This is a genomic window from Proteobacteria bacterium CG1_02_64_396 (assembly GCA_001872725.1).
GTDB lineage: Bacteria > Pseudomonadota > MNWR01 > CG1-02-64-396 > CG1-02-64-396 > CG1-02-64-396.
Genome location: MNWR01000072.1, coordinates 1 through 25,867 on the forward strand (window position 1 = coordinate 1; position 25,867 = coordinate 25,867).

Annotated in this window: 9 protein-coding genes, 2 tRNA genes and 2 pseudogenes; 7 read left to right on the forward strand and 6 right to left on the reverse strand. The window is 62.1% G+C overall.

What is annotated here, in order from left to right:
* Nucleotides 1-438: pseudogene (locus AUJ55_08535) on the forward strand (dTDP-glucose 4,6-dehydratase).
* A 56-nt stretch (nucleotides 439-494) separates the two neighbouring features.
* Nucleotides 495-1,517 carry a GDP-mannose 4,6-dehydratase gene (locus AUJ55_08540; GenBank protein OIO56383.1) on the forward strand — a complete coding sequence of 341 codons (1,023 nt, stop codon included), beginning with the start codon at nucleotides 495-497 and terminating at the stop codon, nucleotides 1,515-1,517.
* A gap of 61 nt (nucleotides 1,518-1,578) precedes the next feature.
* Here AUJ55_08540 and AUJ55_08545 read toward each other — a convergent pair.
* The 3 genes from AUJ55_08545 to AUJ55_08555 all read right to left on the reverse strand — a co-directional run bounded on the left by AUJ55_08545 (nucleotide 1,579) and on the right by AUJ55_08555 (nucleotide 2,137).
* Nucleotides 1,579-1,654 (reverse strand) — tRNA-Glu (locus AUJ55_08545).
* Nucleotides 1,655-1,686: 32 nt separating this feature from the next.
* Nucleotides 1,687-1,760, reverse strand: a tRNA-Gln gene (locus AUJ55_08550).
* 65 nt (nucleotides 1,761-1,825) lie between these two features.
* The gene (locus tag AUJ55_08555; GenBank protein ID OIO56384.1) at nucleotides 1,826-2,137 is read right to left on the reverse strand and encodes a ferredoxin; all 312 of its coding nucleotides are present in this window, start codon (nucleotides 2,135-2,137) and stop codon (nucleotides 1,826-1,828) included.
* Between the two features lie 147 nt (nucleotides 2,138-2,284).
* Between AUJ55_08555 and AUJ55_08560 the strand changes: the two genes are divergently transcribed.
* Nucleotides 2,285-3,391: a hypothetical protein gene (locus tag AUJ55_08560; GenBank protein OIO56385.1), complete on the forward strand. Its 1,107-nt coding sequence runs from the start codon at nucleotides 2,285-2,287 to the stop codon at nucleotides 3,389-3,391.
* Nucleotides 3,392-3,418: 27 nt separating this feature from the next.
* On the opposite strand, the gene AUJ55_08565 is transcribed toward AUJ55_08560, so the two are convergent.
* The gene (locus tag AUJ55_08565) at nucleotides 3,419-5,377 is read right to left on the reverse strand and encodes a hypothetical protein (GenBank protein OIO56386.1); all 1,959 of its coding nucleotides are present in this window, start codon (nucleotides 5,375-5,377) and stop codon (nucleotides 3,419-3,421) included.
* Between the two features lie 389 nt (nucleotides 5,378-5,766).
* A complete protein-coding gene (locus AUJ55_08570) occupies nucleotides 5,767-13,653 on the reverse strand; it encodes a hypothetical protein (GenBank protein OIO56387.1) in 7,887 nt (2,628 codons plus the stop codon).
* A gap of 297 nt (nucleotides 13,654-13,950) precedes the next feature.
* On the opposite strand from AUJ55_08570, the gene AUJ55_08575 reads away from it, so the two are divergent.
* The 4 genes from AUJ55_08575 to AUJ55_08590 are packed head-to-tail and all read left to right on the forward strand — an operon-like array spanning nucleotide 13,951 to nucleotide 18,210.
* Nucleotides 13,951-14,985 (forward strand): rod shape-determining protein, encoded by a 1,035-nt coding sequence (locus AUJ55_08575; protein OIO56388.1) that lies wholly within the window; start codon nucleotides 13,951-13,953, stop codon nucleotides 14,983-14,985.
* Between the two features lie 54 nt (nucleotides 14,986-15,039).
* Entirely contained in the window at nucleotides 15,040-15,882 is an 843-nt protein-coding gene (locus AUJ55_08580) for a hypothetical protein (protein OIO56389.1), read from the forward strand.
* Entirely contained in the window at nucleotides 15,879-16,388 is a 510-nt protein-coding gene (locus AUJ55_08585) for a hypothetical protein (protein OIO56390.1), read from the forward strand. Before AUJ55_08580 ends, AUJ55_08585 begins: the two co-directional genes overlap by 4 nt.
* A 4-nt stretch (nucleotides 16,389-16,392) precedes the next feature.
* A complete protein-coding gene (locus AUJ55_08590) occupies nucleotides 16,393-18,210 on the forward strand; it encodes a penicillin-binding protein 2 (GenBank protein ID OIO56391.1) in 1,818 nt (605 codons plus the stop codon).
* Between the two features lie 376 nt (nucleotides 18,211-18,586).
* Here the strand turns inward: AUJ55_08590 and AUJ55_08595 are convergent.
* A pseudogene (locus tag AUJ55_08595) lies at nucleotides 18,587-25,867 on the reverse strand (hypothetical protein).

Consider the following 25,867-nt stretch of genomic DNA (forward strand, 5'->3'; position numbering starts at 1 on the left):
ACCAACTGCTCCAACAACTACGGTCCTCGCCAGCATGGCGAGAAGTTGATTCCCACCGTGATTCGCAGTTGTGCCGAAGGAAAACCGATCCCGGTCTATGGAGACGGCAGCAATATTCGGGATTGGCTCTACGTTGAGGACCATTGCCGCGCCATCGATGCTGTGGTGCGCAAAGGGCGCAATGGGGAAACCTACAACGTTGGAGGCCGGTGCGAGCGGGACAACCTGACCATCGTCAAGACCATCTGCAGCGTGATGGACGAAGTCCGCCCGAACGGGGCTCCCCATGAGCGATTGGTTACCTTTGTGACCGACCGTCCCGGTCACGACTGGCGCTATGCCATCGACGACCGCAAGCTGGCAGCCGAGTTGAGCTGGGAGCCGCAGGAGTCGTTCGAAAGCGGGATCCGCAAAACCATCGAGTGGTATCTGCGCTGATGCCGACGAACCAGCAACCTGCTAGCAGCGCTGGTTTTCTTAAAGGAGTTTGACCCATGCCCCGTGCGTTGATTACAGGCATTACAGGACAGGATGGAGCCTACCTCGCCCAACACCTGCTCGATCTAGGGTACGAGGTGGTGGGGATGGTCCGTCGCAGTTCGGTGGCGGGCAACTTGGAGCGTCTCGATTGGCTGGGAATTACCGATCAAGTCCGTCTGGTCGAGGGTGATCTCCAGGACCTCTCGTCGTTGATCAATGTTGTTCGATCCGCCAAACCAGACGAGGTTTACAACCTCGCGGCTCAGTCGTTTGTGGGCGCATCGTTCAGCGAGCCTTTGCATACCGCCGATGTGACCGGGATCGGGGTGGCGCGTATGCTGGAGGCGCTGCGTACAGCCGCGCCCGAGGCCCGTTTTTATCAGGCATCGACCAGCGAGCTGTTCGGCAAGGTCCGTGAGGTTCCCCAGAGCGAAGCGACGCCGTTCCACCCGCGCAGCCCCTACGGTGTGGCCAAGCTCTATGGCCACTGGATCACGATCAACTATCGCGAGTCCTATGGGATGCACGCCTGTGCGGGGATTCTGTTCAATCATGAATCCCCTCTGCGTGGGCTAGAATTTGTCACCCGGAAAATCACCCATGCGGTGGCGCGTATTCGACAAGGGCTTCAAGAGGTTGTGGCGCTCGGCAATTTGGGTGCACAGCGCGATTGGGGGTATGCGGGGGACTACGTCCGCCTGATGCACTTGATGTTGCAGCAGGATGAGCCTCAAGAGTATGTGTTTGCCACAGGACAGACCCATACCATCCGGGATTTTGCCGAGCGTGCGTTTGCCGTGGCCGGGATGGCGATACAGTGGGAAGGGGAGGGCGTCAAGGAGGTGGGCCGCGATCGCAGCAGCGGCAAGGTAGTGGTGAGGGTCAACCCCGACTATTTTCGTCCGGCTGAGGTCGAACTCCTGATCGGTGACCCGACCAGAGCCATTACCGAATTGGGATGGCGGCCCCAAGTGAGTTACGAAGGCTTGATCGAGATGATGGTCAAGGCCGATCTAGATCGCGTTCGCTCCAAGTAGCGGTTCATGGCCAAACAAAAAAGCCCGCGTGGAGCGATCCACGCGGGCTTTTTTGTTTGTTTGGCGCTCCCAAGGGGACTCGAACCCCTGTTTTCGCCGTGAGAGGGCGACGTCCTAGGCCACTAGACGATGGGAGCCTGCTTTTCTCTATCTACCCCTGCATAGGGAGTGGCTGGGGGACTAGGATTCGAACCTAGGTTGACGGAGTCAGAGTCCGCTGTCCTACCACTAGACGATCCCCCACCAGCAGGGGCGGGATTTATAGGGATCGGGGCCTGGGTCGTCAACCCCCCAAGCCCCGATTCTTCTTACATAAAGCGTAAACGGGCAACCGGCTCGCCATTACCGACATGCTGGTCAAAGATCTCTTCGATATCTTCGGGTTGCAAATTGCCGTACCACACCCCGTCGGGGTAGACCACCACGGTGGTACCCTTGTCGCAGGGGCCCAAACAACCGGTCGCGGTCACCAGCGCATCGCTCCACAGGCCACGTTTTTCGATTTCACCTGCGATCCGATCCATGATCGCTGCGGCTCCGCGAGCGCCACAAGAACCACGAGGGTGGCCGGGTGGACGCTGGTTCATGCAAACGAAGAAATGATGCTTGATTTGGCTCATGAAAAACTCCTTCAAGGGGTGAACAAGAGGGTTATGGGAGAACCGGGCAAGTGGCGGGTTTCCAGGATTCAAAACGGCGGATACCTTACCGAAACACTCGGGTAAGTCAATCGACGTACCGTTAATTGACGTCATTCAGAGGCTGCAATGCGCGCACAAATCACCCTTCATCGGGAAAGCATCGAGGACTTGGTCATGGCCCCCTATGCCTGTCGGCATGCGGAGGCGCTTGGTCGAATCTATTTCGAGAAAGACGAGGAGGGTGAGCACCGTCCTCGGTATCTGATCGACGCGCACCGGGTTCAATATTCGCAGGCTTTCGACCGGCTATCGGGAAAAACCCAGGTTGTGACCCGTCCGACCAGCCCCTACGTCAAAACGAGGGCAACCCATTCTTTCGAGGTTTCGGCCCTGGCTGAATCGATTGCCATGGGGATGCGTCTCAATCAGGGGCTTGCTCGTGCCATCGGGATGGCCCATGACTTGGGCCATCCCCCCTTCGGTCACCAGGGGGGTGAGCGGCTGAACGAATTGGCGGCGGCGGTAGGGGGGTTTGAACACAACCTTCAGTCGTACCGCGTGGTGACGCAATTGGAGCGCAAAACGCCTGAGTTTCCAGGTCTTAACCTCAATATCGAAACAATTCGGGGTTTGTTGAAATACATCGACCCCGATCATCCCCTGCCGGGGGTCCCCGAAGTGGTGGCACGGGCCTACACCTTGGAGGCCGATGTGGCCAATCGGGCCGACGAGATCGCTTACCTGTCGTCCGATCTTGAGGATGCCATCCGCCTGGGCTACATCACCCTCGATGAAGCGGTGGAGGCGGTTCCCGATCTGCTTGGTGGCTTGGCGCTTGGGCTTCCTCGTCATACCGATGCCCGGCTTTACAAGATCACCAGTGGGGTCATCAAGCGTTTGGTGGTCGACCTGTGTCAGGCAACCGAAGAGCGTTTGGTACAGCAGGGGATCCTGAGCCTGGTCGATGTGCGGCGACATTTCGCCCCAAGGACACCGTCGGTGGTGCATTTCTCGAATGCGGTACGCGAGCAGGTTCAGCGATTGCGCGCTTTCTTAATGGGGCGGTTTTACAAGGTGGCCAATGAAGAGGTGGAGGGGATCGATGTGATTGATCGGGTCTACAGCCACTTGATGGATTCTGCTTTGGGTGAGGAACCAGGTCGGGTAATCGACATGATTGCGGGGATGACCGACGACGGCATCGTCGCATTCGCACGAGAAAAAGGGATTTGAAGCTACCCAAAACGTCGGTTCGATGATTCATGGAGTCTGTGCGGGTTGACCTTGCGTTGCCATGAAGGCGTCAAGCCTGCCAAGCAATTCCTTGGCAGGGGTGTAGGTGGGCAGTAAATCTAGTGCACGTTGCAGTGCCGAGTGAGCGTCGGCCAAACGCCCCGCTTGTGCATAAATGCTGCCCAGAACATGCCAACCCTGAGGATTGTTTGGGGCGATGCGGACGAAATATTCAATGAGTTTTTGTGCCTCCGGCCAGCGCTGTTCCTGCGCCATCACCAGCCCAACTCCGAACACGGCCCGGAAGTTATAGGGATCCCATTCGTATGCTTGTCGGTACGATTGGGCCGATTGGGGCGAACCATTGGGATGTCCCATCGCAAAGGCCACGTCTCGCTCTGAAAGCAAAAAGCGGCTGGGCCAAATGGCTAACACAAGCACACCCAGGATGGCGGCATAGCCTCCCCAACGGCGTAGCGGAGGGTGCAGCTTTTCAGGTAGGGGAACGGCGCGAGGAGGGGGGGGCGTTTCAGGGGTTGTTTTGCCCCAGAGCCATCCGGCGAACAACATGGCGATGAACAGGCTGGCCGGGTTGTAAAAGACATGATTGAGCATCGCATCCACCAGCGCCCCGACCGCAAAGGACACCCCGGCAACCAGGAGTGGATCACCCCTCAGGAACAGCGCGCGCAACCCTCGCAGGATTAACACCATCCACAACACCATGAAAAGCAGTGCGGCTGGAAGGCCATTTTCGGTCGCAATTTGAAGCAATACGTTGTGGGGATTGGTGGTGTAGGTGGTTGGGGAACTGAGCTGGTCTTCATAACCGGTGTAGCGATGGCTGTAAGCCGGGTAAACAAAAGGGAAGTTGCCGGTGCCATGGCCAAACCAGGGGGCATCGAAGGTCATTCCCAATGCCGAGGCGTACATGCCGGTCCGGTCGTCGTTCAATAGGGGGCGAAGATGGTCCCAAAGGGGTGCCCAAGGGGGCTGCACCTGGGCGGATTGGGATGGCTGAAGTTGCGAATTTTGGTGGGTGTCGGTAGGTGCAATGGCTTTAGGCTGTTGCACCATCGACGTCGTCTCTTGCACTACCTGTTTCAGGCTTTGACCAACCCGGTCGATATCTCGGTAGCGGTACGGTGATTGTTGGTATAACGACCAGGCCACGATGGGGATGGCCAGCAGGGCTATCCAGCGCAAGGCGGTTAGGTGATTGAATGCGATAGGGGCTTTTGGGCGGTGCTGCCACACCCCTGCCCCCCAAACGGCCCCCCCCACCAACAATCCCGAGGCGACCCCCAACAATCCCCCGCGGCTGGCCCCGAGCAGCAAAATCACCGTGCAAGCAACGGCGCCAACCCATCCGGCCAGCGCCAATCCCCAGCCCCGGGTCATGGTTAGAAGTGCCAGCCAGGGGATTAGAAGCACCAGTACGTCGGCGGTGAAATTGACGTGGCCAATCGGGGAAAAAAGGACTGTGAAGTTGTAACCAGGAGCGCCGTACTCAAAGCGGTACATCCACAGGAAACGCCAGCAAAACCAAAAGGCTGCCAGTACCAAGCCCCACAGGGTCAACTGCCGGATCAACGGGTTGGAAGAGCGACCCAGTACCACTCCTGCAAGAGCGATAAAAAATCCAAAGACCCAAAACGACCAGCGGATCACCCCCTCAATGGGGTTGGGCGCTACAAAAATGCCCAATCCCACCAGCAGGAGGAACGTGACCGCGCCCAACGTCATGGGGGAGGGGCGGGATATGAGGGAAGAGGATCTGAGCCAGCGTAGGGTCAATCCCGCTGCGACGATCACCCCGACCACCACGAACAAAGCCCATTTGGGCTCCTCGTTGGGGGCCACCATGGGAAATAGTCGCAGGGTTAGAAGGGCAGGGAGGGCCAGGACGGGCAGTAGGCAAAGCCACGTTCCCCAGTCGGTTTTTTCGGATTGGGGGACGTGGCTTGTAGCGGTTTTGGACGACAAACGAACTCCTGGCGATGGCTAGGGAAACGCAGATTCAAGGCATCCTGCCTTGAATCTGCACGCTTCGCAAAAACCAAAAGCAGGCGCCTTGAGGCGACGTCGTTTTTGCTTGCGCCTGCAACATCAGCAGAGCTTCGGCGACGTAGGTCGCCTCCTACTGACGTTCCTGATTTTGGCGACCCATCCCTGGGTCGCTCGGGAAGTGCTAATCAATCAGCGCTTCCCTAGGAGTCTGTCGGACTTGAGATTGTCCTACTGCGCCGGCGGGTAATCGGTCCAAATTTCCCCGGTTTTTCGTCACATAGCCACCACTATGATCCTCAAAACCGTGAAAATTTGGCCTCGATTCCCCACTCGGCTCGCTACGGACGCTCAAGCCCGACAGACTCCTAGGGAATGCGGAAAATCCCCAAGTGTTGATGCCCAGATCCCTGGCTGATGACTACAGAGGCGGTGCCTACGGGATCGGTATTGATGGTCATGTTGCCGATCATCGAGGTGCCTCGGTCGTCGTGCACGCAGGCCTGGTTGTCTCCTGTCCAGAGGTAGCGGTCGGCATATTTGATCCGGTAGGTGCCTGGATCGACCTGGAGCTGCACCACCCCATCCTGCCAGGCGGGACCGGGGTTGTTCCAACTGGGGTTGTTTTCAGCCACCGGCAAAACGACGCCGGAGGCGGGATGGCGGGCCTCGACCCGGGTCATCCCCTCACCCCAATAGCCACTGCTGTGAAGCACCCGAACCGAGAGCCTTTCGGTGGGCCAGGTCATGGTGGTCAGATCGATCAGCCCCAGATTGGCGGTGACGCCGCCGACCCCAAAGGCGGGGTAGCTCACGGCGCTGGCTGCGTTGTACCACGTGGTGCCATCCCAATAGCGGTAGATCGTTCCCTGGATTGGGGCTGTTGACTGCTGAACCAAGTGTTGCCGGACCCCCACCCCGATGTAGTAACTCGTCTGATTCTCAACCAATCCTCCGAAGGTGATATCGCGCGTGATGCTGGTGTCTTCATTGCCCGAGCCGTTGCTGTTGATCTCGATGGGGGCCAATCCTGGTACGGCGGGAATGAGGGTGACGCGGTCGAGAACCCAACCGGCGGGTACCCGAACCGTACCGCTCAATGGCAAAGAATTGCTGTTGGCGGCCGAGACATCGAAGTCGATGGTCTGCGCCGACGTCACGTTGTATTGCACGGCAGAGGCGCCGCTACGGGTGCTGCCGGTGGTCACCCCGGTGGAGAACAAGAAACCACCGTTGACCACCGCCCCAACCCAGTAAACGCCGGGCGCAACATCGAGGTGGTATTGCCCCGAGGCGTTCCAGGGGGCGAAGGCGAGGGCTCCCTGATAAAGGCCGGTGACATCGGGAATCGGCATGGCGAAGACCACGTCATTGCCCGAGGTTGTGGTGGGAATCCCGGTCACGGTTCCGTTGATGGCGACGGCGGGTGCCATGTGAACAACGAAGGGGGTTCCCCCTGATTGAGTCATGGTCTGGGTGCCGTCGACGGTATCGCCACTCCATGTGGGTAGGTAGGGAGCTGCTGTTAGACGGTCGGACCAAGTCGTCGTGGCCATTTGGCCGCCGCCATTGGCGCTGGCTCCAGCCACAATGGTGAGGAGCGCGGAGGGGGGCGCCGAAAGCTGGGCGACACCGCTGCCGTTGGTGAGAACCACGTCTTGGCCGAGGGGATTGCCAAAATTGCCGTCCAGCGGCCCCATATCTTTGCCGCGTCCGGCATGGCGACCCATGACCGGAACCCCCGACTGGGGCACACCGCCCGCCAGCACCGTCACGTTGAAAGTGGCAGAACTCTGGAGCGTCCAATTGGCCGTGGCCAAGCCCCCTGGGGTAACCGGAATGATCCCCGAGGCTTCGGGGGCCGAAACGGTGCTGTAGGGGTCACTCCAGTACTGGGTGGCCAAGTCGGAGATGTAGTCGTAACTGTTAAAAATGGCGCTCATGGCGTTGCCAGGTGTCGCCGCCAAGCGCCAGTTGCCCGCTGGGACCGTCACCGAGAAGGTGCCATAGGGATCGGTGACCCCCAGGTTGTAGCCCCACCAAGAACGGCTGGGAACCGCGCCGTAGGGATCGGCCACCGGGAGGGCGGTGACGGTCCAGTTGGCCACCGGATTGCCCAAGATATCGGCAAGCATTCCTTGGATGGTGCCGGTTGATGAAGGCGTCACGCTGGCCAGAACCTGCGGGGAGGCCGAAACGGTGGTGGTTACAACCGTGGCTTGATTGGGATCGGTACTCCAGCCGTAGGGATCGGCGGCGCTGTACCAGCCGGTTTGGCCGGTCCCGTTATCGGTCAGTTGCACCACGTAACTGCCGGGCTGCAACTGCACCGTGACTTGAGGGTTGATTGTTCCAGAGGAGAAGCTTTGTGCTTGGGCCAACAACTGCCCGGTGACGGGGTCGATCACCGGCAGGAAATCGGCCTGGACGTAGGCATTGCCCTGAAATTGAGCCAGGACCGTTTGTCCAGCCGGTAAACCACCCGTTTCGCTATGCAGCAAAGCGGAGCCGTTGGGGGGGAGGATCGTCCCGGTGGGACCGGTCGTCTGGGCTTGCCCGGCGTCGAAACCGGCCACGGCAAACAGACGGTCGGGATTGGCGGCTGCGACGGCGCGAACGTTGGGCGCCGGGAGGTTCAGGCTCCAATCGAGGTTGTTTTGCTGGTACAGACCGGTGTTCGAAGGGCTCCAGGTCGCGCCGCCGTCGCGGGTCACCCAAGCGCCCCCTTGAGTCGTGGTGACCACCGCCGAGTAGGGATCCATGGCGGCAATGTCGGTCAACTCGGCGTAGTCAGGCAAGTAGAGTTGGGTCCAAGTTGCCCCACCGTCAACGGTGTGCCAAACATCGTTGTGGCTGTAAGGGACCTTGTTGATCGCCCATCCGTCGTTGGCGCCGTTGAAGTCGACTTTCAAGGTGTTGCCACCCGTTCCCCACCAGGTGACGGCGCCGTTGACCACCGTGGCACTCCAGATACCACCGCTGCGATCAAGACGCCAGATGGCGTTGTCGGTGGTGGCGAAAGCAGTGTAGGGGTCGGCGATAGCCACATCGCCGATGTTCATGGAGAAGGAGACATTTCCGAAGAACATGGAATTCCAAGAGGAGCCCCCATCCTCGGAAATGGTCATGCCGGTATCGAGGTTGCCGTAGGGATCGTTGGCCAGGATCGGCAACATGACGGTGTTGCCGTAGGCCTGAATTCCGGCATTGGTTTGGATGGTGCCGTAGGGGTCGTTGATGACGACGTTGCCAGCAAAGTCTTTCACCACGGCGTTGATCGCTTGGCCGTTGGCCGGATCGCGAGCCATGGCGACAAAAAGCCCCTGCCCCGGCTGGGTTGGCGCCACCCCGAAGACGGCGTTGGTGTAGGGGTCGACGATGCGAGCCCAGGTGGTGCCACCATCGACGGTGGTTTCGATCACCCCCACAGCATCGCCAATGGCCCGGTTGAAACCATCGTAACCCACCGTGGCGGTGTCGGAACCGAAGGCGAAGGCGTAGCCATCGAGACCCGGGCTGAGCGGTTGGCCGTAGGGATCGTGCGCCACGGTGACGACCCCCAGCCATGTGGGGTCACCTTGAACCAAATCGGCCGACCAGGGTTGGGTGACGCGGTGGAGCAGGGTCACGTCGGCAGCAACCGCTTGGCTACCTACCGTTAAGTAGGGGGCTGCAGCTGCGGACGCGGTGGATGTGACGTCGTCGATGCGGTAAGAGGCTGCAAAGGTGGTGTAGGCCCGGTCGGCACCCAGGATGTAACTGCCCTGGGGAGCGGCAACAGCGTAATAGCCGTCGCTATCGCTCATGGTCTTCACAAGGGTGGCGCCGCTGGCCGGATCAACCAGATAGACATTGACGTTGGGAACCGTGCGGCCCAACGCGTCGCGCACCGTCCCCGAAACCGTGGTCCCTGCATCGAGGGTCAGGTTGTGTACCACCGGGATGGTGTAGCCGTCTTGAACAAGCACGTTCAGGGTTTGGCCGCCGCCCGTGGTGGCCAGGGTGGGCAGATAGGCGGGACCGCCGGTGGTGGGATCGGTCGTGACGGTCGATCCCGCAATCGGGGTGGTGACGATTTGGTACTGGCCGGGGGCCAACTCGACGGTATAGCTGCCGTCGCCAATCACCTGTTGCAGGGTCCCCAGGGTTTGCCCGGTGACCGGATCGGTAACCGGCACGAAGCTCACGACTGCGGGGGCTGCGTTGCCGCCAGCGGTGATGGTGCCCGAGATCGGGCCGGTATTGAGGCGCCCGCCGGTGTTGGTTTGCAGCACAACGCCACGGCTACCGCCGTTGGTGTTGTCAGGCTGAAGTCCCACCGCCGCACCGAAGTCGGGCGACGCCATGGCAACCATTACCAGGTTACTTCCGCCACTGTTGGGATCGACTACTTGGGACATCCAAGAGGTGCCGCCGTCCTGGGTGCTCAACACCTCCCCTTGGGCCGAGACGACATAGGCGGTCGTCGCATCGACGGCAAAGACCTCGGTTAGATCGCTTGCAGTAAAGGCCGGACTGGTCAATGGCAGCCAATTCACCCCCCCGTCGGTAGAACGCAGCAGGGTTCCAGCAGGGCCGACCGCCCAGCCGTTGAGGGGGTCGCTGAAGTGAATACCCAGGATGGAGGTTCCGACCGCATGCTGAGTCCAGCTCACCCCGGCATCGGTGGTGCGCCAGATGGCATTGTCGATGGCGACCCAGCCATAGGCATCGCGGAAAAAGGCCTCAGTCATGCTGGGAATGACCCCGGCAAAGGGATAGATCCCTCGGCTGCTCCAGGTTGCCCCGGCATCGTTGCTGACCGAAACCCCGATGTTGTAGCCAAGGAAATCGACCCCCGCCAGCCACAGGGTGTCTTGGCTTGGTGCTACGCCTGGAGTGACGTTGAGCCCGGCCAAAGGGCTGGTCTGGAAGAACATATCCAAGGGTAAGGGGGCAATCGTTTGGCTGTAGGTGTCGATGGCCAGCAAGGAGGGGACGCTGTTGGCATCAAACCCAAGGGTATAAGCCTCGTGGGTCGTACCAAGTCCCACGCCGAAAGCAATTTGCTGACCCGGCAGATCGATGCGGTTCCAAGTGGCGCCCGCATCGTGGGTGACCTGGGCCACCCCTTCGCTCAGGCCGGTGGCGGAGTAGGTGTCGGAGCCGACCACCCACATCGTGTAGGGATCGCCCGCGATCCCCTCGGCATCAAGGAACTGATGGCCGGTCAGACCCAGGTTGTTGCCATAGGCAAAGTTGTCGGTGGTGATCGGGGCCTGGGTCCAGCCATAAGCAGCAGTGATGGGAAGTTCGGCGACGTTCCAGATGAACTGGATGGCGACCGGGGTGTTGACCCCGTCGCTGACATCGACGGTCACCGCATAGGGGCTGCTTCCCGCCGCCGTGAAGTCGATGACCCCGCTGATCATGCCGGTGGCCGAGTCGATGCTCAGCCCCGAGGGGAGGTTGGCGGCCCGGTAGCTCAAGCTCTGACCACCCGAATAGGTGGTGTTGATACTCAGGGCCACCACATCTCCTTCGGTCGAGGTTTGATTGCCAGGATTCGTGAGCGACGGGGGTTGGATGACGACGGTCAGAATTGCCGTCGCGGCGCCGGTGTTGTTTGCGGTATCGACCGCCGAAAAGGTGACGGTGGTGGCGCCGATCGAGAAGGTGGCAGGCGCGTCGTTGGTGATGGTGGTGATGGCGCCATCGACGTTGTCGGAGGCGGTGGCGCCATTAAGGAAGGCTTGCACAGCGGTGTCGTTGGCAGCCACGCCCGATCCGCTGGTAGCAAAAACAGTGGCATCGCCGGGGGGAGTGATAACCGGGCCGGTTAGATCTGCGACCGTGATGGTGGCGCTGGCGTTGCCGGTGTTGTTGGCAGAATCGGTGGCCGAGAAGGTCACTGTCGTCGTTGACCCTAAGGGGAATAGGTTGGGGGCATTGTTGGTGATGGTGGTGATGGCGCCATCGATGTTGTCGGTGGCAGAGGCCCCCGCCAGGAAGGCGACAATGGCAGGGTCGATTTTGGGGGTGCCAGCAGCATCAACCGTTGCCACAGTGACGTTGATCGGAGCGGTGACCACGGGGGCGGTTTGATCGCCAACGGTGACGGTAGCCTGGGCCTGTCCCTGATTGTTGCTGGCGTCGAGCGCCGTGAAGATCACGGTGGTGGTGCCAATAGAGAAAGTTGTTGGTGCATCGTGGGTGATGGTGATGATCGCTCCGTCGACGTTGTCTACCGCTGTTGCCGCTGCCAAGAACGAGGCAATGGCTGCATTGCTGGCTGGGGTTCCCGAGGCGTTGATCGCCGCCACTGAGATACTGCCGGGGGGGGTGACCACCGGCGGGGTGGTATCGCTGACATTCACCGCAATGACGACACTTCCGCTCGCCCCCGCCCCATCGGTGACGGTCACGGTCAGGGTGGTCGTGCCTTTGGACGAGGCAGGGGCGGTGTAAGTGACAACCCCAGAATTATTAACGGTGGCGCTGCCGAACCCGGGCTGGGTGGTGACCGCAAAGGTATGGGTATCGCCAATATCGGGATCGTTGGGAGCCACGGTGGTGGTGCCGGTTTGGCCCGAATTGGCTGAGATGGCCGGGGCAGTAGGCGCCGGAGGGTCGTTCACCGGCGTGACGGTGATGGCAATCGTCGCTGCAGCTGAGGTGCCGTTGGCGTCGGTGGCGGTGATGGTCAGCGTATCGCTGCCGTTGCTGTTGGCCGAAGGGGTGTAGGTCAGCTGGTTCCCGGTGATCGAGGCGGCCCCTTTTGCCGGTTGGCTGGCGATGGCAAAGGTCAACGTCCCCGGCTGGGTCGAAATCGCGTTTAAGGTGGCGGTGACAGCGGTGTTTTCTGCAGTGCTCAGGTTGGCGCCACTGGCGGTCGGCAGGGGGGCCGTGGGGCTGAATCCGACTGCGAACATGGTGTTTTGCAGGTCGGTCAGGGTTTGCTGGTAGAGGGTGGCATCCCCTTCTTGCAACAACAGCCGTTCTGCGGCGCTGGTCAGGTAGGTGGTCAGCGCCGTCCCCCCTGAGGCGGGATCCAATCCCGTGCCGTCCCCGAACAGGGTCAGGGTGTCGGCCAGCGTGCTCATCGTTTGGCCGATGGTCGCGGTGGGCAGCCCTGAGACGGTTGCGGGCAGCACAATCCCCACCACGCCGGGGCTTTGGGTTGAGCCGGTCTTCCACAGCAGCCATTCGGTATTGGCCGCCACCCGGGCGACGGTAACACTGCTGCCCACACTGGCGGCGGGCAGGGTCAAGACCGCTCCCCCTGCGGTGACCACCCCGGTGCTCGGCGAGGTGGCGACGGTACCGCCGGTTGTTTTAACCAGCGAGGGAATGCCGCCAGCCCAGGTGACCTGCATCGGGTTATAGGTCAATAGATCGGCAACGGGGGTCGGAATCCCATGGCCGACCCGATATCCGCTGACCCCCAACGTCGTTAATCCCACCGCTCCTTGCACATTCTGGTCGGCCTGGGTAATTGCATTGGCCTGGGCTGTTCCGGTCAGCCCCCAGCCGCTCCAGGCGTTGGTCAAATCGGTTTGTGTGGGGGAGATGGTGCCGCTTTGGCCATTCAAGGGGTTGGCGAGCACCGTGGCCTGAAAGGTCGATAGGGGGTCAAGACTGGTGTTGCCGGGACCGTCGACGATGGCGGCCCCGACCGGATTGGACGAGGCGTCGGTGCCGTAGATCAGATAGGGGCGCAGCGTGCCATCGGGGAGGGTCAGCCGGAACGAGCCGTCGGTGGCGACGGTGGTCGAGGCGGTTGTCGTGGTTTGACCGTCGGCAAGTCCAACCACCTTTTTGGCACCGGTCAGGTTGACGCTGCCTTTGAGCAGTTTGCCGTACAAATTGACCGCAACGGTTCGGGTTTCGTCGGAGGCCAGGGTAATCGGATTGGATGTGCCCTGATACAGCATGTCGCTGGCGGCATCGTAGCCTCGCACTCGGACGATTCGTCCACTGCCGCCTTCAACATCGATGCTGGCGGTTTGACCTGGGGCGAAGTTGGCGGGACCTGCAAGAACGGCACCCGAGGTGTCGAGAATGGTCACCTGGATGCGGGTGAGATCTTGCGGTGCGGTGGTACTGGAGATCGCTCCGCTGGCGGGGGCGGGGGTGTAGGGGGTGACGACCACAAGGGTGCCATGCTGCCCCTGCCCGCTGTCGCCGCAGCCCGCCAAGGCGAGTGCAACTGCCAAAAACGGCAGCGACCAAGCACGAAAAACCTTGGCACTGTAACGCTTCACGATAGGCAACATGACACGCCTCCTCTATCCTATGTCCCCATTCGACGATGTCGACGCACGATCCACCAAGGGCCGTGATCTCGGTGTCGCGTCGAACCGCCGACGGGCCGCTGAACCAACTCGATTTCTTCCGGGAGATCGAACTCAAGCATCCTACACGGCTTTACCATACCCTCGACCTTCATATCGGACTTGCGTGATTGACGCAAGACCCGCTACCTGGCGAGGTGATCTATGTACACATAGCTAACCTTCTGAAAAAAAGCATGATTCCGGCATCGCGTCGGACTTGAGGAGGCTTTACTTACCATGTTCAACAAATTGTTCGGGCTCTTTTCCCAAGATCTGGCCATCGACCTGGGTACCGCCAACACCCTGGTTTACGTCAAGGGGCGTGGGATTGTTCTCTCGGAACCCTCGGTGGTGGCGATTCATGAGGGGGGACGGGGCAACCGCAAGGTGCTCGCAGTCGGCATCGAAGCTAAAAAGATGCTGGGCCGTACCCCTGGCAGCATTTCGGCAATCCGCCCCATGCGCGACGGTGTGATTGCCGATTTCCAGGTCACTGAAGAGATGCTCAAGCATTTCATTCGCAAAATTCACAGCCGCCGTCATTTCTTTTCCCCCCGCATCGTCATCTGCGTCCCCTATGGCTCAACCCAGGTGGAGCGTAAAGCCATTCGTGAATCGGCAGTTTCGGCGGGCGCACGCGAGGTTTTCTTGATCGAAGAGCCGATGGCCGCCGCCATCGGGGCCGGCTTGCCGGTCAACGAGCCGACCGGTTCAATGGTGGTCGATATTGGCGGAGGCACCACCGAGGTGGCGGTGATTTCGCTAGGCGGCATCGTCTACTCCCGCTCGGTTCGGGTGGGTGGCGACAAGATGGACGAGGCGATCTCCAACTACATCCGGCGCAAACACAACTTACACATCGGTGAATCGATGTCGGAAGAGATCAAAATCAAGATCGGTTCCGCCGCCCCCCTAGAAGAGGCCCGCACCATGGAGGTCAAGGGGCTCGATCTTTACAACGGCGTCCCCCGCAACCTGACCATCGGCGATGCCGAGGTACTCGAAGCCCTCTCGGAACCGGTCAATGCCATCATCGAAGGGGTCAAGAATGCCCTGGAGCGCACCCCTCCCGAATTGGCGGCCGATCTGGTCGATAAGGGGATCGTTCTGACCGGTGGTGGCGGCATGCTCAGCGGTTTGGATCAGCTGCTGCGCGAAGAGACCGGCCTGCCGGTTCTGGTCGCCGACGATCCCCTGTCGTGCGTGGCCCGCGGCAGCGGTATGGCGTTGGACCACATCGATGTTATGGGCGACGTCCTCTCTCCCGATTGATTCTGGGTCTCCATTGAAGCGTCTTCCTGCTACGCCCCTCGTACTGTCTTAGCCATGCGGGGATCGTCCGCGCTCTCGGAATGGTTCGAACGGCTTCCCGCCCCCGCTGTTTGGGGGCTGATCGCCGCCGTGGCCATGATGTTGGTCGACGGTCCCCATGGCCGTTTGAAAACCCCAATCTGGACCCTCGCCTCCCCCCTCCTTGAAGCGTTGCATACTCCGCTATCGGTGTATCGCCACGTCGAGGAGGAGGTCGGCAGTTGGTTGCTGCAGCGCGAGCGTATCCAGACGTTAGAACAACAAATCTCCCAACTGCGTAGTGATTTGGCCGACGCCGCTGTGGTCCGCTCCGAACGCGACCGTTTGGCCCAACTGCTTGGTATGGAGCGACCCGCTAACTTCAAGGCTCTGGCCGCTTTTCCCATCGGGTTCGATCCCGAGGGGATCGAATGGTTGATGCTGGACCGGGGTTCGGCCGACGGGGTCGAGTCGGGGCAAATTGTTGTGGCGGCTCAGGGGTTGGTGGGGCAGGTGCGGGAGGTCTCTCACTGGACCTGTCGAGTGGAGCTGATTACCGCCTCCACCGCCCGCATCCCCATCGAAAGCCAGGACAACCATGCTCGGGCCATACTGGTGGGGCAGGGTGGGCAGACGTTGCAAATCTCTTTTCTCAAGCGGGGGTTGCCGATGCCTATTGGCGAGCAATGGTTAACCTCAGGGATGGGGGGCCGTTTTCCCGCCGGCATTCCAGTTGCACAAACCCTCAAGGTGCTGACTGAAGAGGGGGCATTTGCCTCGGCTTCGGCCCAACCTTTGGTCCCTTTCTCTGCGCTGCGTTCGGTTTTGTTGTTGGTTCCGCTGCCGACCCCAACGCCGGTACAGGGGGGAGGCAAATGATCTTCCTGTCGCTTCGGCGTTGGATCCCTACCGCCACGGTCCTCGTCGTCTCCCTCCTTCAGACCCTACCGATGGCTTGGGGAGACTGGCACTTGGTCAAACCCGACATGGTGCTGATCTTTCTGGCGGTCGCCTGGCTCTATTTCCCCATTCTGCTGCCGGTCTGGGTGGTTTGGATTTCGGGGTTTTATCTCGATCTGTTCACCCCGATGCCGTTGGGCAGTCATCCGCTGCTATTTTTTGTGGCCTTTCTACTCTTGGGATTGATGCGTTCAATGCTGGTGAACTCCCCTTTGGGCGTACAGGCCATCGCCCTGTTCGGAGTCATCATGGTGATGCTGGGATTGGATGGCGTCATCAACCTGATCTGGGTGGAGCAATGGCCTGGATTGGCCTGGTGGGGGGGGCGGTTGTGGGGGGCGGTCTTGGCCTGTGTGCTTTTGTTCCCCATCGTGCGGGAGCTGGGGCTGCGCTGGTACAACCTCAACCGCCGCTGGCTGAGCTAAAGCGGTGGGGATCGGGCGCGAAGAGTGGCGGCAGCGCGAGACCCTGCGCGGCCGATTGATCCTGTTCTATCTGTTGTTTGTGCTGGTCACGCTGGTTTTGGTTGGGCGCTTAGTGCAGCTGCAGGTGATCGAGGCAGATCGTTACCAGGCAGCCGCTCGGCAAAACCGCATCGACCTTCTACCAATCTACCCCGCACGGGGCCAATTGCTCGACCGCTACAACCGTCTGCTGGCTGAAAACGATCCCGCCTTTGCCATTACCCTAACCCCCGCCGCTTTGCCCAGTTTCAAGGAGCAATTGCAACCGATTCTGGAACGGCTTGGCGCCATGCTGGGTTGGACGCCTGAGGACGTAGCCGATTTCGCCGAGCGTTCCAAGCTGGCCAATCCCTTTCGCCCGTTGCGCCTCAAAGGTGGACTCGATTGGGACGCCGCCTCCAGACTTGCCATCGATTTATACGAGCTGCCTGGGATCGAAATTGTCGCCGATGCCCGGCGCTATTACCCCATGGGGCCAGCGGCAGCTCATTTGCTGGGTTATCTGGGGCGAATTAATGCTCCCGATTGGCGCCGTTTCGAGCCCGAGGGATACGACCTCAACGAGCCGGTCGGCAAGATGGGGATCGAGCGGCTCGACCAGGACTTGCTGCGCGGGGTGAACGGCATGCGCGAGGTCGAGGTCACCGCCGTGGGGCGTGTGGTCAAGGAGGTCTCCCGAACCCCACCCAAGGATGGCCCTGATCTGCATTTGGCCCTCGACCTCGATTTGCAAAGCGATCTGGTCAAGGCGATGGCCAACCGGCGCGGTGCGGCGGTGGCCATCGATATTCCGACCGGGGGGTTGCTTGCCTACGTCTCGACCCCCAGTTTCGATCCCAATCAGATGGTTGAAGGGGTGAGTCTAGTCCAGTGGCGGGCCTGGAACCGCGATGCAAACCTTCCGCTACTCGATCGTGCCGGTCGGGGGCTCTATCCCCCAGGGTCGATTTTCAAGATTGTGGTCGCCTGGGCCGCCCTGGCCGAGGGGCTCATCACCCCCTCAACCCGTGTGCATTGCTCAGGCAGTTACGAGGTGGGTGATCGCACCCTGTTTTGCTGGAAGCATGACGGTCACGGGTCGGTCAGTGTCGAACAGGCCTTGGTGCAATCCTGCGACGTATTCTTTTACGACGTGGGTTTACGCTTAGGGATCGATACCATCGCCCGTTATGCCGAGGCATTGGGGTTGGGGGCATTGGGCGATCTCGACCCTCTGGTCAAAGATCCGGTGATCCCCAACCGTGCCTGGAAGCAGGTGGTGAAAAAGGCACCTTGGTTTCCCGGCGAGACTGCGCTGGCTGCCATCGGGCAGGGTTACGTGTTGGTCAATCCGGTTCACATGGCCCAGATGATGGCGACCGTGGCTCGGGGGGGGGTGGTCAAGCCGATCTTGCTGGAGCGCTCCCCAGCTGGAGATGCCGAGCCGATTGTCGACGACGATGTCGCGCGGGTGATCCGGCGTGCCTTGACCCAGGTGGTCGAAAGCCCCTACGGGACCGCTCGAAAATCGAAGCTTGAGAACGGGGTGCTCATGGCAGGCAAGACCGGCACCGCCCAGGTCGTCTCGATCTTGCGGGACGAGGATGGCAAGCCGATGCGCGATGTCCCCCCGGCCGTTGAGGATCACGCTTGGTTTGCCGCCTTTGCACCGGTCGATCATCCCCAAATTGCCATCTGCGTCTTTGTGGCCCATGCCGGTCACGGTGGTGAGGAGGCGGCGCCGGTGGCCAAACGGGCGTTGGATGCCTACTTCGCCCGTCATCCCCCTCCATCCCCCGACTGACGTTATTCCCAGCACCCTGCGTTTCGCCGGTTCGCGGACGAGGCCCGCTCCTACAGAGGAGGGCTGTTGTGGGAGGCGACCCCGTCGCCGAACCGGATGATTGAAGGACTCCTACAGTGGAGGGTTGTTGTAGAAGGCGACCCCGTCGTTCCGATCATCCTGAGCTTGTCGAAGGACGAACCGATGGGGGCAAGTTGGCGCATGTGCTGCGCCGGTTCGCGGACGAGGCCTGTTCCTACAGAGGAGGGCTGTTGTAGGAGGCGACCCCGTCGCCGAACCGGATGATTGAAGGACCCAATAAAAAAGCCCCGGGGTGAGACCTCCGGGGCTTTTTTATTGGGCGGTCGGCAAGAAACCGACAGGTGTGAAGGATCGATTAGGGGGCAATCACCACCTGGCGGATGGTGCTGGCACCGTCGCTGCCGAAGAGATTGCCGCCGTCGAGGAACAGACCATTGATCCCCATGAATTGGGCGGAGGCTCCCACCCCGTCGAAGGATCCCGAGGTGCCTCCCGCGACGGTGGTGACGTTGCTGGTGGCCAGATTGATGGCCCGAATCGCGTTGTTCCCCCAGTCGCCGACATAAAGGGTGGTGCCATCGGTCTCAAGGTCAGAGGGGCTCAGGAACAGGGCGCTGGAGCCCGCCCCGTCGGTGAAGCCCGAGGTGCCCGCCGTACCGGCAATGGTGGTGACGTTCCCTGATGCGATATCCACCCGGCGAATCACATGGCCGAGCTGGTCGGCCACATAGAGGTTCACCCCGTCGCAGGCAAGGCCGGCGGGCCCATTGAACGAGGCCAGCGCGCCGATGCCGTCGACGCTGCCCGCGGCGGCATAAGGATCGCCCGCCAGGGTGGTAACGACACCGCTGGCAGGGTCGATCTGGCGGATGGTGTTGTTGCCGTAGTCGGCGACGAAGAGGCTGACCCCATCGCTGGCAATACCTGCCGGCGCGCTGAACTGCGCGCCGGAACCGGTGCCGTTAAGACTCCCAGCCGTGCCGTAGGGATCGCCTGCCAGGGTGACGACCTGGGCGGTGACCAAGTCGATCTTGCGGATGGCGTTGTTGAAGTTGTCGGTGACGTAGAGGTAAGCCCCGTCGTTGGCGATGCCGTAGGGGTAGCCGAACAGCGCACCCGTCCCAGTGCCGTCCAGGTAGCCCGCGGTGCCGACCGCGCTGCCCGCGAAGGTCGAAACCATACTCGTGGCGCGATCAATTTTGCGGATGGCGCTGTTGTTCTGATCGACCACATACAGGGCGGCGGCGTTGCCGGTGATGCCACTGGGGCCGTTGAACATCGATTCCAAGGCGACGCCGTCGACGAAGGAGGGCGTACCGGCAACCCCCGCCACGGTGGTGACCGTGCCGTAGGGGGTGGGGCTGAGCGTGACGTCGAACGTCGCCGGTGTGGCCGTACCCCCGGAGGCACTGACCACGCCGGTGGCGGAGTAGGTGTCGAAGAGGGGGGCGAATCCGCTGCCCTGGACCGCCACATCGTAGGTTCCGGTCAGCAGGGTGACGGCGTAAGTGCCGTTGATCGCCGAATAGACGGTCTGATCGAAGCCGAGGATCTGTCCGGTGATCGGATCGACCTGGGCGGTGAAGGTCACCGTGGCCAGCTGCGGTCCGCCGTTGCCGGAGACGGTACCGGCCACGCTGCCGCCGGTGGCGTCCGAGATTTTGCGAATTGCGTTTTGATCGTAGTCGGCGACGTACAGATTGGTCCCGTCGCTGGTCAGGCCACTCGGCGAGACGAAGATGGCGTTGGTTCCAATCCCGTCGATGGAGCCGGTGGTCCGTGTCGACGCACCGGCCAGGGTGGTGACCTGCCAGGTGCTCAGATCGATGCGGCGGATGGCGGAGTGGCCGCTGTCGGAGACGTACAGGCTGCTGCCGTCGGTGACGATGCCGTTGGGGGCGCTGAAGGTGGCGCTGGCGCCGACCCCGTCCGCGAGACCGGAGACGCTGTAGGGGCTGCCCGCCACGGTGACGACCCCGCCGGTGGCGATCTCGACCCGCCGGATCAGCCCACTGCTGTTGTCGGTGACGTAGAGATACACGCCGTCGGTGGTGATGGCGGTCGGCATGTCGAAGGTGGCCAAGCTGCCGATGCCGTCGGCGGTCCCGGCTGTGCCGTAGGGGTCGCCCGCCAGGGTGGTCACGGCTCCGGAGAGAATGTCGACCGTGCGGATGGCATGGTTCCAGGTGTCGGTAACGTAGAGGGTGTTGCCGACCACGGTCACCCCGCTGGCGCTGGTGAACTGGGCGGCGGCGCCGACCCCGTCCACAAATCCCCACGAGTTGGTGGAGCCGGCCAAGGTGGAGACCAGCCCTGTGGCGATGTCGGCCTTGCGAACGACATCCCCTTCGCAGAAGAAGAGCGAAACGCCGTCGGTGGTGATGCCGTTGGGATAGTAAAGGTAGGCGGCGCTGCCGATCCCATCGCGCGATTGGTCGTAAACCGCGGGATCGCCCACGAAGGTGGAGACGTCGCCGCTGGCCAAGTCGATGCGGCGGATGGTGGCGTCCTCGGTGACGAAGAGGCTGGTGCCGTCGGTGGTGATGCCGAAGGGCCACGCGAACAGGGCCGAGGTGCCGGTGCCGTCCACACTCGCGGGGGCAGCATAATGATCGCCCGCCAGGGTCGTAACCTGCATCAGGTTGGCCGAAAGCGGGGTTCCTTGAATGGTGCCGCCCAACAGCCCCGCAATGGTCGGAGCAGCATTGGCGGACACGTTGGCCGTGGGGGTGCTGTTGGTGGCGACATCGATTTGGGTCGGGATGCCACCCGTGGTGGGTACGGTGGAGGCATATCCCGATGCGGCATCGGGGGTTGCCACGATGTTGTAGCTGCCCGAATAGAGGGTGACCGAGTAGTTGCCGTTGGCGTCGGTTGCGACCGATTGGCTGTAACCGAGCACCTGGCCGGTCACCGGGTCGATCACCGCAATGAAGGCGATGGATCCGGCCAAGGGGCTGCCCCCGCCAAGAAGCTGTCCGGAGACGGTTCCGGTACCGACCTCCTCGATCTTGCGGATGGTGTTGTCGCCGGAATCGGTGACAAACACCGCCGTCGAGGTGCAAACCAGGGCGCTGGGATAGGAGAAGCTAGCAATTGTTCCGATCCCGTCGGCGGGGGTGCCGAAGGCAACCGCGTTGCCCGCAAGGGTGGTGACGGTCGCCGTGGCGATGTCGATCCGGCGGATCAGGGCATCCATCTCGCCGTTTGTATCGGTGGCATAAAGGTAGGTGCCGTCGCTGGCCAGTTGCCGCAGTCCAACGAACGCAGCCCCTATGCCGACGCCGTCGTAGGGGCTCACCCCGCCCTGACCGGAGCCGCTTCCGGCCAACGTGGAAACCGTCGCGGTCAGCAGGTCGATTTGGCGAATCCGATTGTTGTCGGCGACGAAGAGGTTGCTGCCCACCACGACCAGTCCCTTAGGGCCGTAGAAAAGGGCGCTGGCGGTAGAGCCGTCGCTGAAACCCCAGACGCCCGTGGTGCCCGCCAGGGTCGAGACGACCCCGGTGGCGATGTCGACTTGACGGACGGTGTAGTGACCGTCGGTGAGGTAGAGGTTGACGCCGTCGGTGGTCAAACCGTTGATGTAACCAAAGGTGGCGGTATTGCCTGGACCGTCGTTGCTGCCTGCGGTACCAACGATGCCCGCCAAGGTGGAGACCGTGCCGGTGGCGATGTCGATCTTGCGGATCGTGCGGTTCCAGTAGTCGCTTACGAAAAGGCTAGTTCCGTCGGTCGTGATGGCATAAGGGCCGTTGAAGGTGGCGTTGTGGCCGACCCCGTCCTGGTTGCCTGCGACGTCGGATTGTCCGGCCAGGGTGGTGACGGTACCGGTGGCGATGTCGATCTGCCGGATTGTGTGGCTGCCGAGATCGGCGACGAAAAGGCTGGTGCCGTCGCTGGTGATGCCTTCGCTGTTGCCGAATTGGGCATTCAGCCCCACCCCGTTGTTGCTGCCCGACAGACCCGAGGTGCCCGCCCAGGTGGTGACCTTGCCGGGGCTAAGGTTGAGCGGGGCCGCCTGAATATTGCCCGCCTGCAAGCCGGTCGCCTTGGCATTCAGGGCGATGTCGACTGTCGAGGGGGTTGCCGTGGAATTGGCGGCCACAACCTCGACCACACTACCGCCGCTCATCCCGACCCCCGAAGAGGACGAGGAGTAGGGATCGCTCGGGGTCGCGGTGACCAGGTACCGTCCCTCGACCAATCCGACGGTGATGCTGCCGCTAGAGGCGGCGACCGATTTTTTCAACCCACTGACGGCAAGGGAGTAGGGATCGGCAATGGGGGTGAAGTCGATGCGGGCATCAACAGGCACCCCGGCGCCGGTAACGTTGACCGCTACGGTGCCGCCGAAGGTGTAGGCGGTTCCCAGGTCAATGACGTTGCTGCCGTCGGCGATGGTGATCGTCGCGGCCGAGTTGCCGCTCAGGTCGGTCTGGGTGTTGCTGTGGCCATCCACGGCGAAGGTGACGTTGTACTGGCCGGGGGTCAGTACGGTGTAGAAGCTGCCGGTTTCACTGACCACTGTCTGGGCTAGCCCCAACGTTTGTCCCGTGACCGGGTCGATGATGGGAGCGAAGAGTGTCGTGGTTGCCAAGGGGCCGCCAAGGTTCTGGATCGTGACATATCCCAAGGTCGTGTCGGTCGAGGCGATGCGGGTGATCGAGCGCAGGGTGTGATCGATCACGTCGGCGACGTACAACCGGTTGTTGAGGATCGTCAGACCGGCGGGGGAGGAGAACAGGGCCGATGCGGCCACCCCGTCGGCATGACCGGCGCTGAGCACTTGGCCGGCGATGGTGGTGACCTCGGTGGTGGTCAAATCAATTTTACGAATGGCGCTGTTGACTTGATCTGAGACATAGAGCGCAGCTCCATCGCAGACCAGCCCGGTTGGGAAATTGAAATTAGCCGCCGTTCCGGTCCCGTCGGAGGTGCCGGGGGTGCCGTAGGGATCGCCCGCTAGAGTGGTGGTGAGTCCGGTGGCAATGGCGATCTTGCGAATAGCGTTGTTGGCGGAATCGGCCACATAAACGCTGGTTCCGTCGGTGGCCACACCCATCGGAGTGCTGAATCGAGCTGCGGCGCCGTAGCTGTCGACGAAGCCGATCGATCCGTAGGGATCTCCCGCCAGGGTAGTGGTCAGGCCGTTGGCGATGACGATTTTGCGAATAGCGTTGTTGCCGGAGTCGGCGACGTAGACGTTGATGCCGTCGGTGGCAACCCCGGCCGGAGCATTGAAGAGGGCCGGGGCGGCAAGTCCACCGTCGACGAACCCGGGTGCGGAGTAGGGATCGCCCGCCAGAGTGGAGACCAGACCTGAGGTGGGGGTGCCCGAAGCGACATGGATCTTGCGAATGGCGTTGTTGCCCTGGTCGGCCACGAACAGGTTGCTGTCGGTGGCGGCTAGGCCGCTCGGGAAGTTGAAGCGGGCCGAGGAGGAATAGCCATCGGCATAACCGGGGGCGCCGTAGGGATCGCCCGCCAGGGTGGTGACCACGCCGGTGATCGGGTTGACCTGACGGATGAAATTCCCCCCCTGCTCGGCCACGTAGAGGCTGAGCCCGTCGCTGGCGATTCCCGCCGGGGCGCTGAACAAGGCATTGATGCCGACATCATCGAGATGTCCGGCCACACCCGCTTGACCGGCCAGGGTCGAGACGGTGGCGACATCGGTAATAGAGACCGTGGCGGTGGCGGTGTCGCTGTTCCCGGCGGCGTCGATGGCCGAGAAGGTCACCACGGTATCGCCGATGGGGAAGGTGGTCGGGGCGTCGTTGGCAATCGAACCGACCGGGATGGCGCCGTCGATCAGATCGGTGGCGCTGACCCCAATCAAGAAGCTACTCAGGGTGCCGCTCCCCGCCGTCACAACCCCGGCGTTGTTGGTGGCCGGCAGGGTGATGTCGGCGGGGGGGGTAATGACAGGCGCGGTTTGGTCGGTGACGGTGACTGTGGCGGTGATGGAGCCGGTGTTTCCAGCGGCATCGGTGGCCGAGAAGTTCACGACGGTATCGCCGAGCGGGAAGTCAGTAGGGGCATCGTTGCTGACCGAGATCGAACCGTCGACGAGGTCGTTGGCGCTGGCCCCGGCCAGGAAACCGGTCAGAAGAGAATCACTACCTGAATAGCCCGCAGCGATATTGGCCGCCAGGAGGATGTCGGTGGGAGGCGTCACGATCGGAGGGCTTTGATCGAGCACCGTAACGATGGCGCCCAGGCTGATGCTGTTGCCCGCCGCGTCGGTAGCGGTAAAGGCCACGGCGCGGCTGTTGCCTAACGCAAAGGTGAGCGGAGCGTTATTGGTAACCGTGATCGTGCCGTCGACCAGATCGCTGGCGCTGGCGCCAGCCAAGTAGGTGGCCACGGCGGCGTTGTTGCTCGCGATTCCCGCAGCATCGGTAGCGTCAAAGGTGATGTCGTTCGGAACCGTGAGCGATGGCGCGGTGGTGTCGGTGACGGTGACCAGCTGGGTGGCACTACCGACGTTTCCGGCAGTGTCGGTGACGCTCCACGTGACTGTGGTGGTGCCAACAACAAACGGCCCGGTGTTATCGGCAACAGCGGTCAGGGTGCCGTCAACCAAGTCGCTGGCGGTTGCAGTTCCGAGGGTTGCGGTGGTGGAAACGCCGGTCGCCTCGACGGTGACGGCAGCAGGCGCAGTCACGGCAGGGGCGGTGGAATCGGTGACGGTGACGAGCTGAGTCGCCGAGCCGGTGTTGCCCGCGGCGTCCATCACCGACCAGGTGACGGTGGTGGTGCCAACCGCAAAGGGGCCGGTGTTGTCGGCGACGGGGACCAAGGCGCCGTCGACCAAGTCGGAGGCGGTGGCCGAACCGAGGGTTGCGGTGGTGGAAGCACCAGTCGCCTCGACGGTCACAGCGGCAGGCGCGGTGACGCTCGGCGCGGTGGTGTCGGTGACGGTGACGAGCTGAGTCGCCGAGCCGGTGTTGCCCGCGGCGTCCATCACCGACCAAGTGACGGTGGTGGTGCCAACCGAGTAAGGCCCGGTGTTGTCGGCAACAGCGGTCAGGGTGCCGTCAACCAAGTCGCTGGCGGTGGCCGAGCCGAGGGTCGCAGCGGTGGAAACGCCGGTCGCTTCGACGGTGACGGCAGCCGGGGCAGTCACGGCAGGGGCGGTGGTGTCGGTGACGGTGACGAGCTGAGTCGCCGAGCCGGCGTTGCCCGCAGCGTCCATCACCGACCAGGTGACGGTGGTGGTGCCGACCGAGTAAGGCCCGGTGTTGTCGGCGACAGCGGTCAGGGTGCCGTCGACCAGGTCGCTGGCGGTGGCCGAACCGAGGGTTGCGGTGGTGGAAACGCCGGTCGCCTCGACGGTCACAGCAGCAGGTGCAGTCACGGCAGGGGCGGTGGAATCGGTGACGGTGACGAGCTGAGTGGCCGAGCCGGTGTTGCCCGCGGCGTCCATCACCGACCAGGTGACGGTGGTGGTGCCAACCGCGAAGGGGCCGGTGTTGTCGGCCACGGGGAGCAAAGTGCCGTCGACCAGGTCGTTGGCGGTCGCGGTGCCGAGGGTTGCAGTGGTGGAAACGCCGGTCGCTTCGACGGTGACGGCGGCCGGAGCAGTGACGACAGGGGCGGTGGAATCGGTGACGGTGACGAGCTGAGTCGC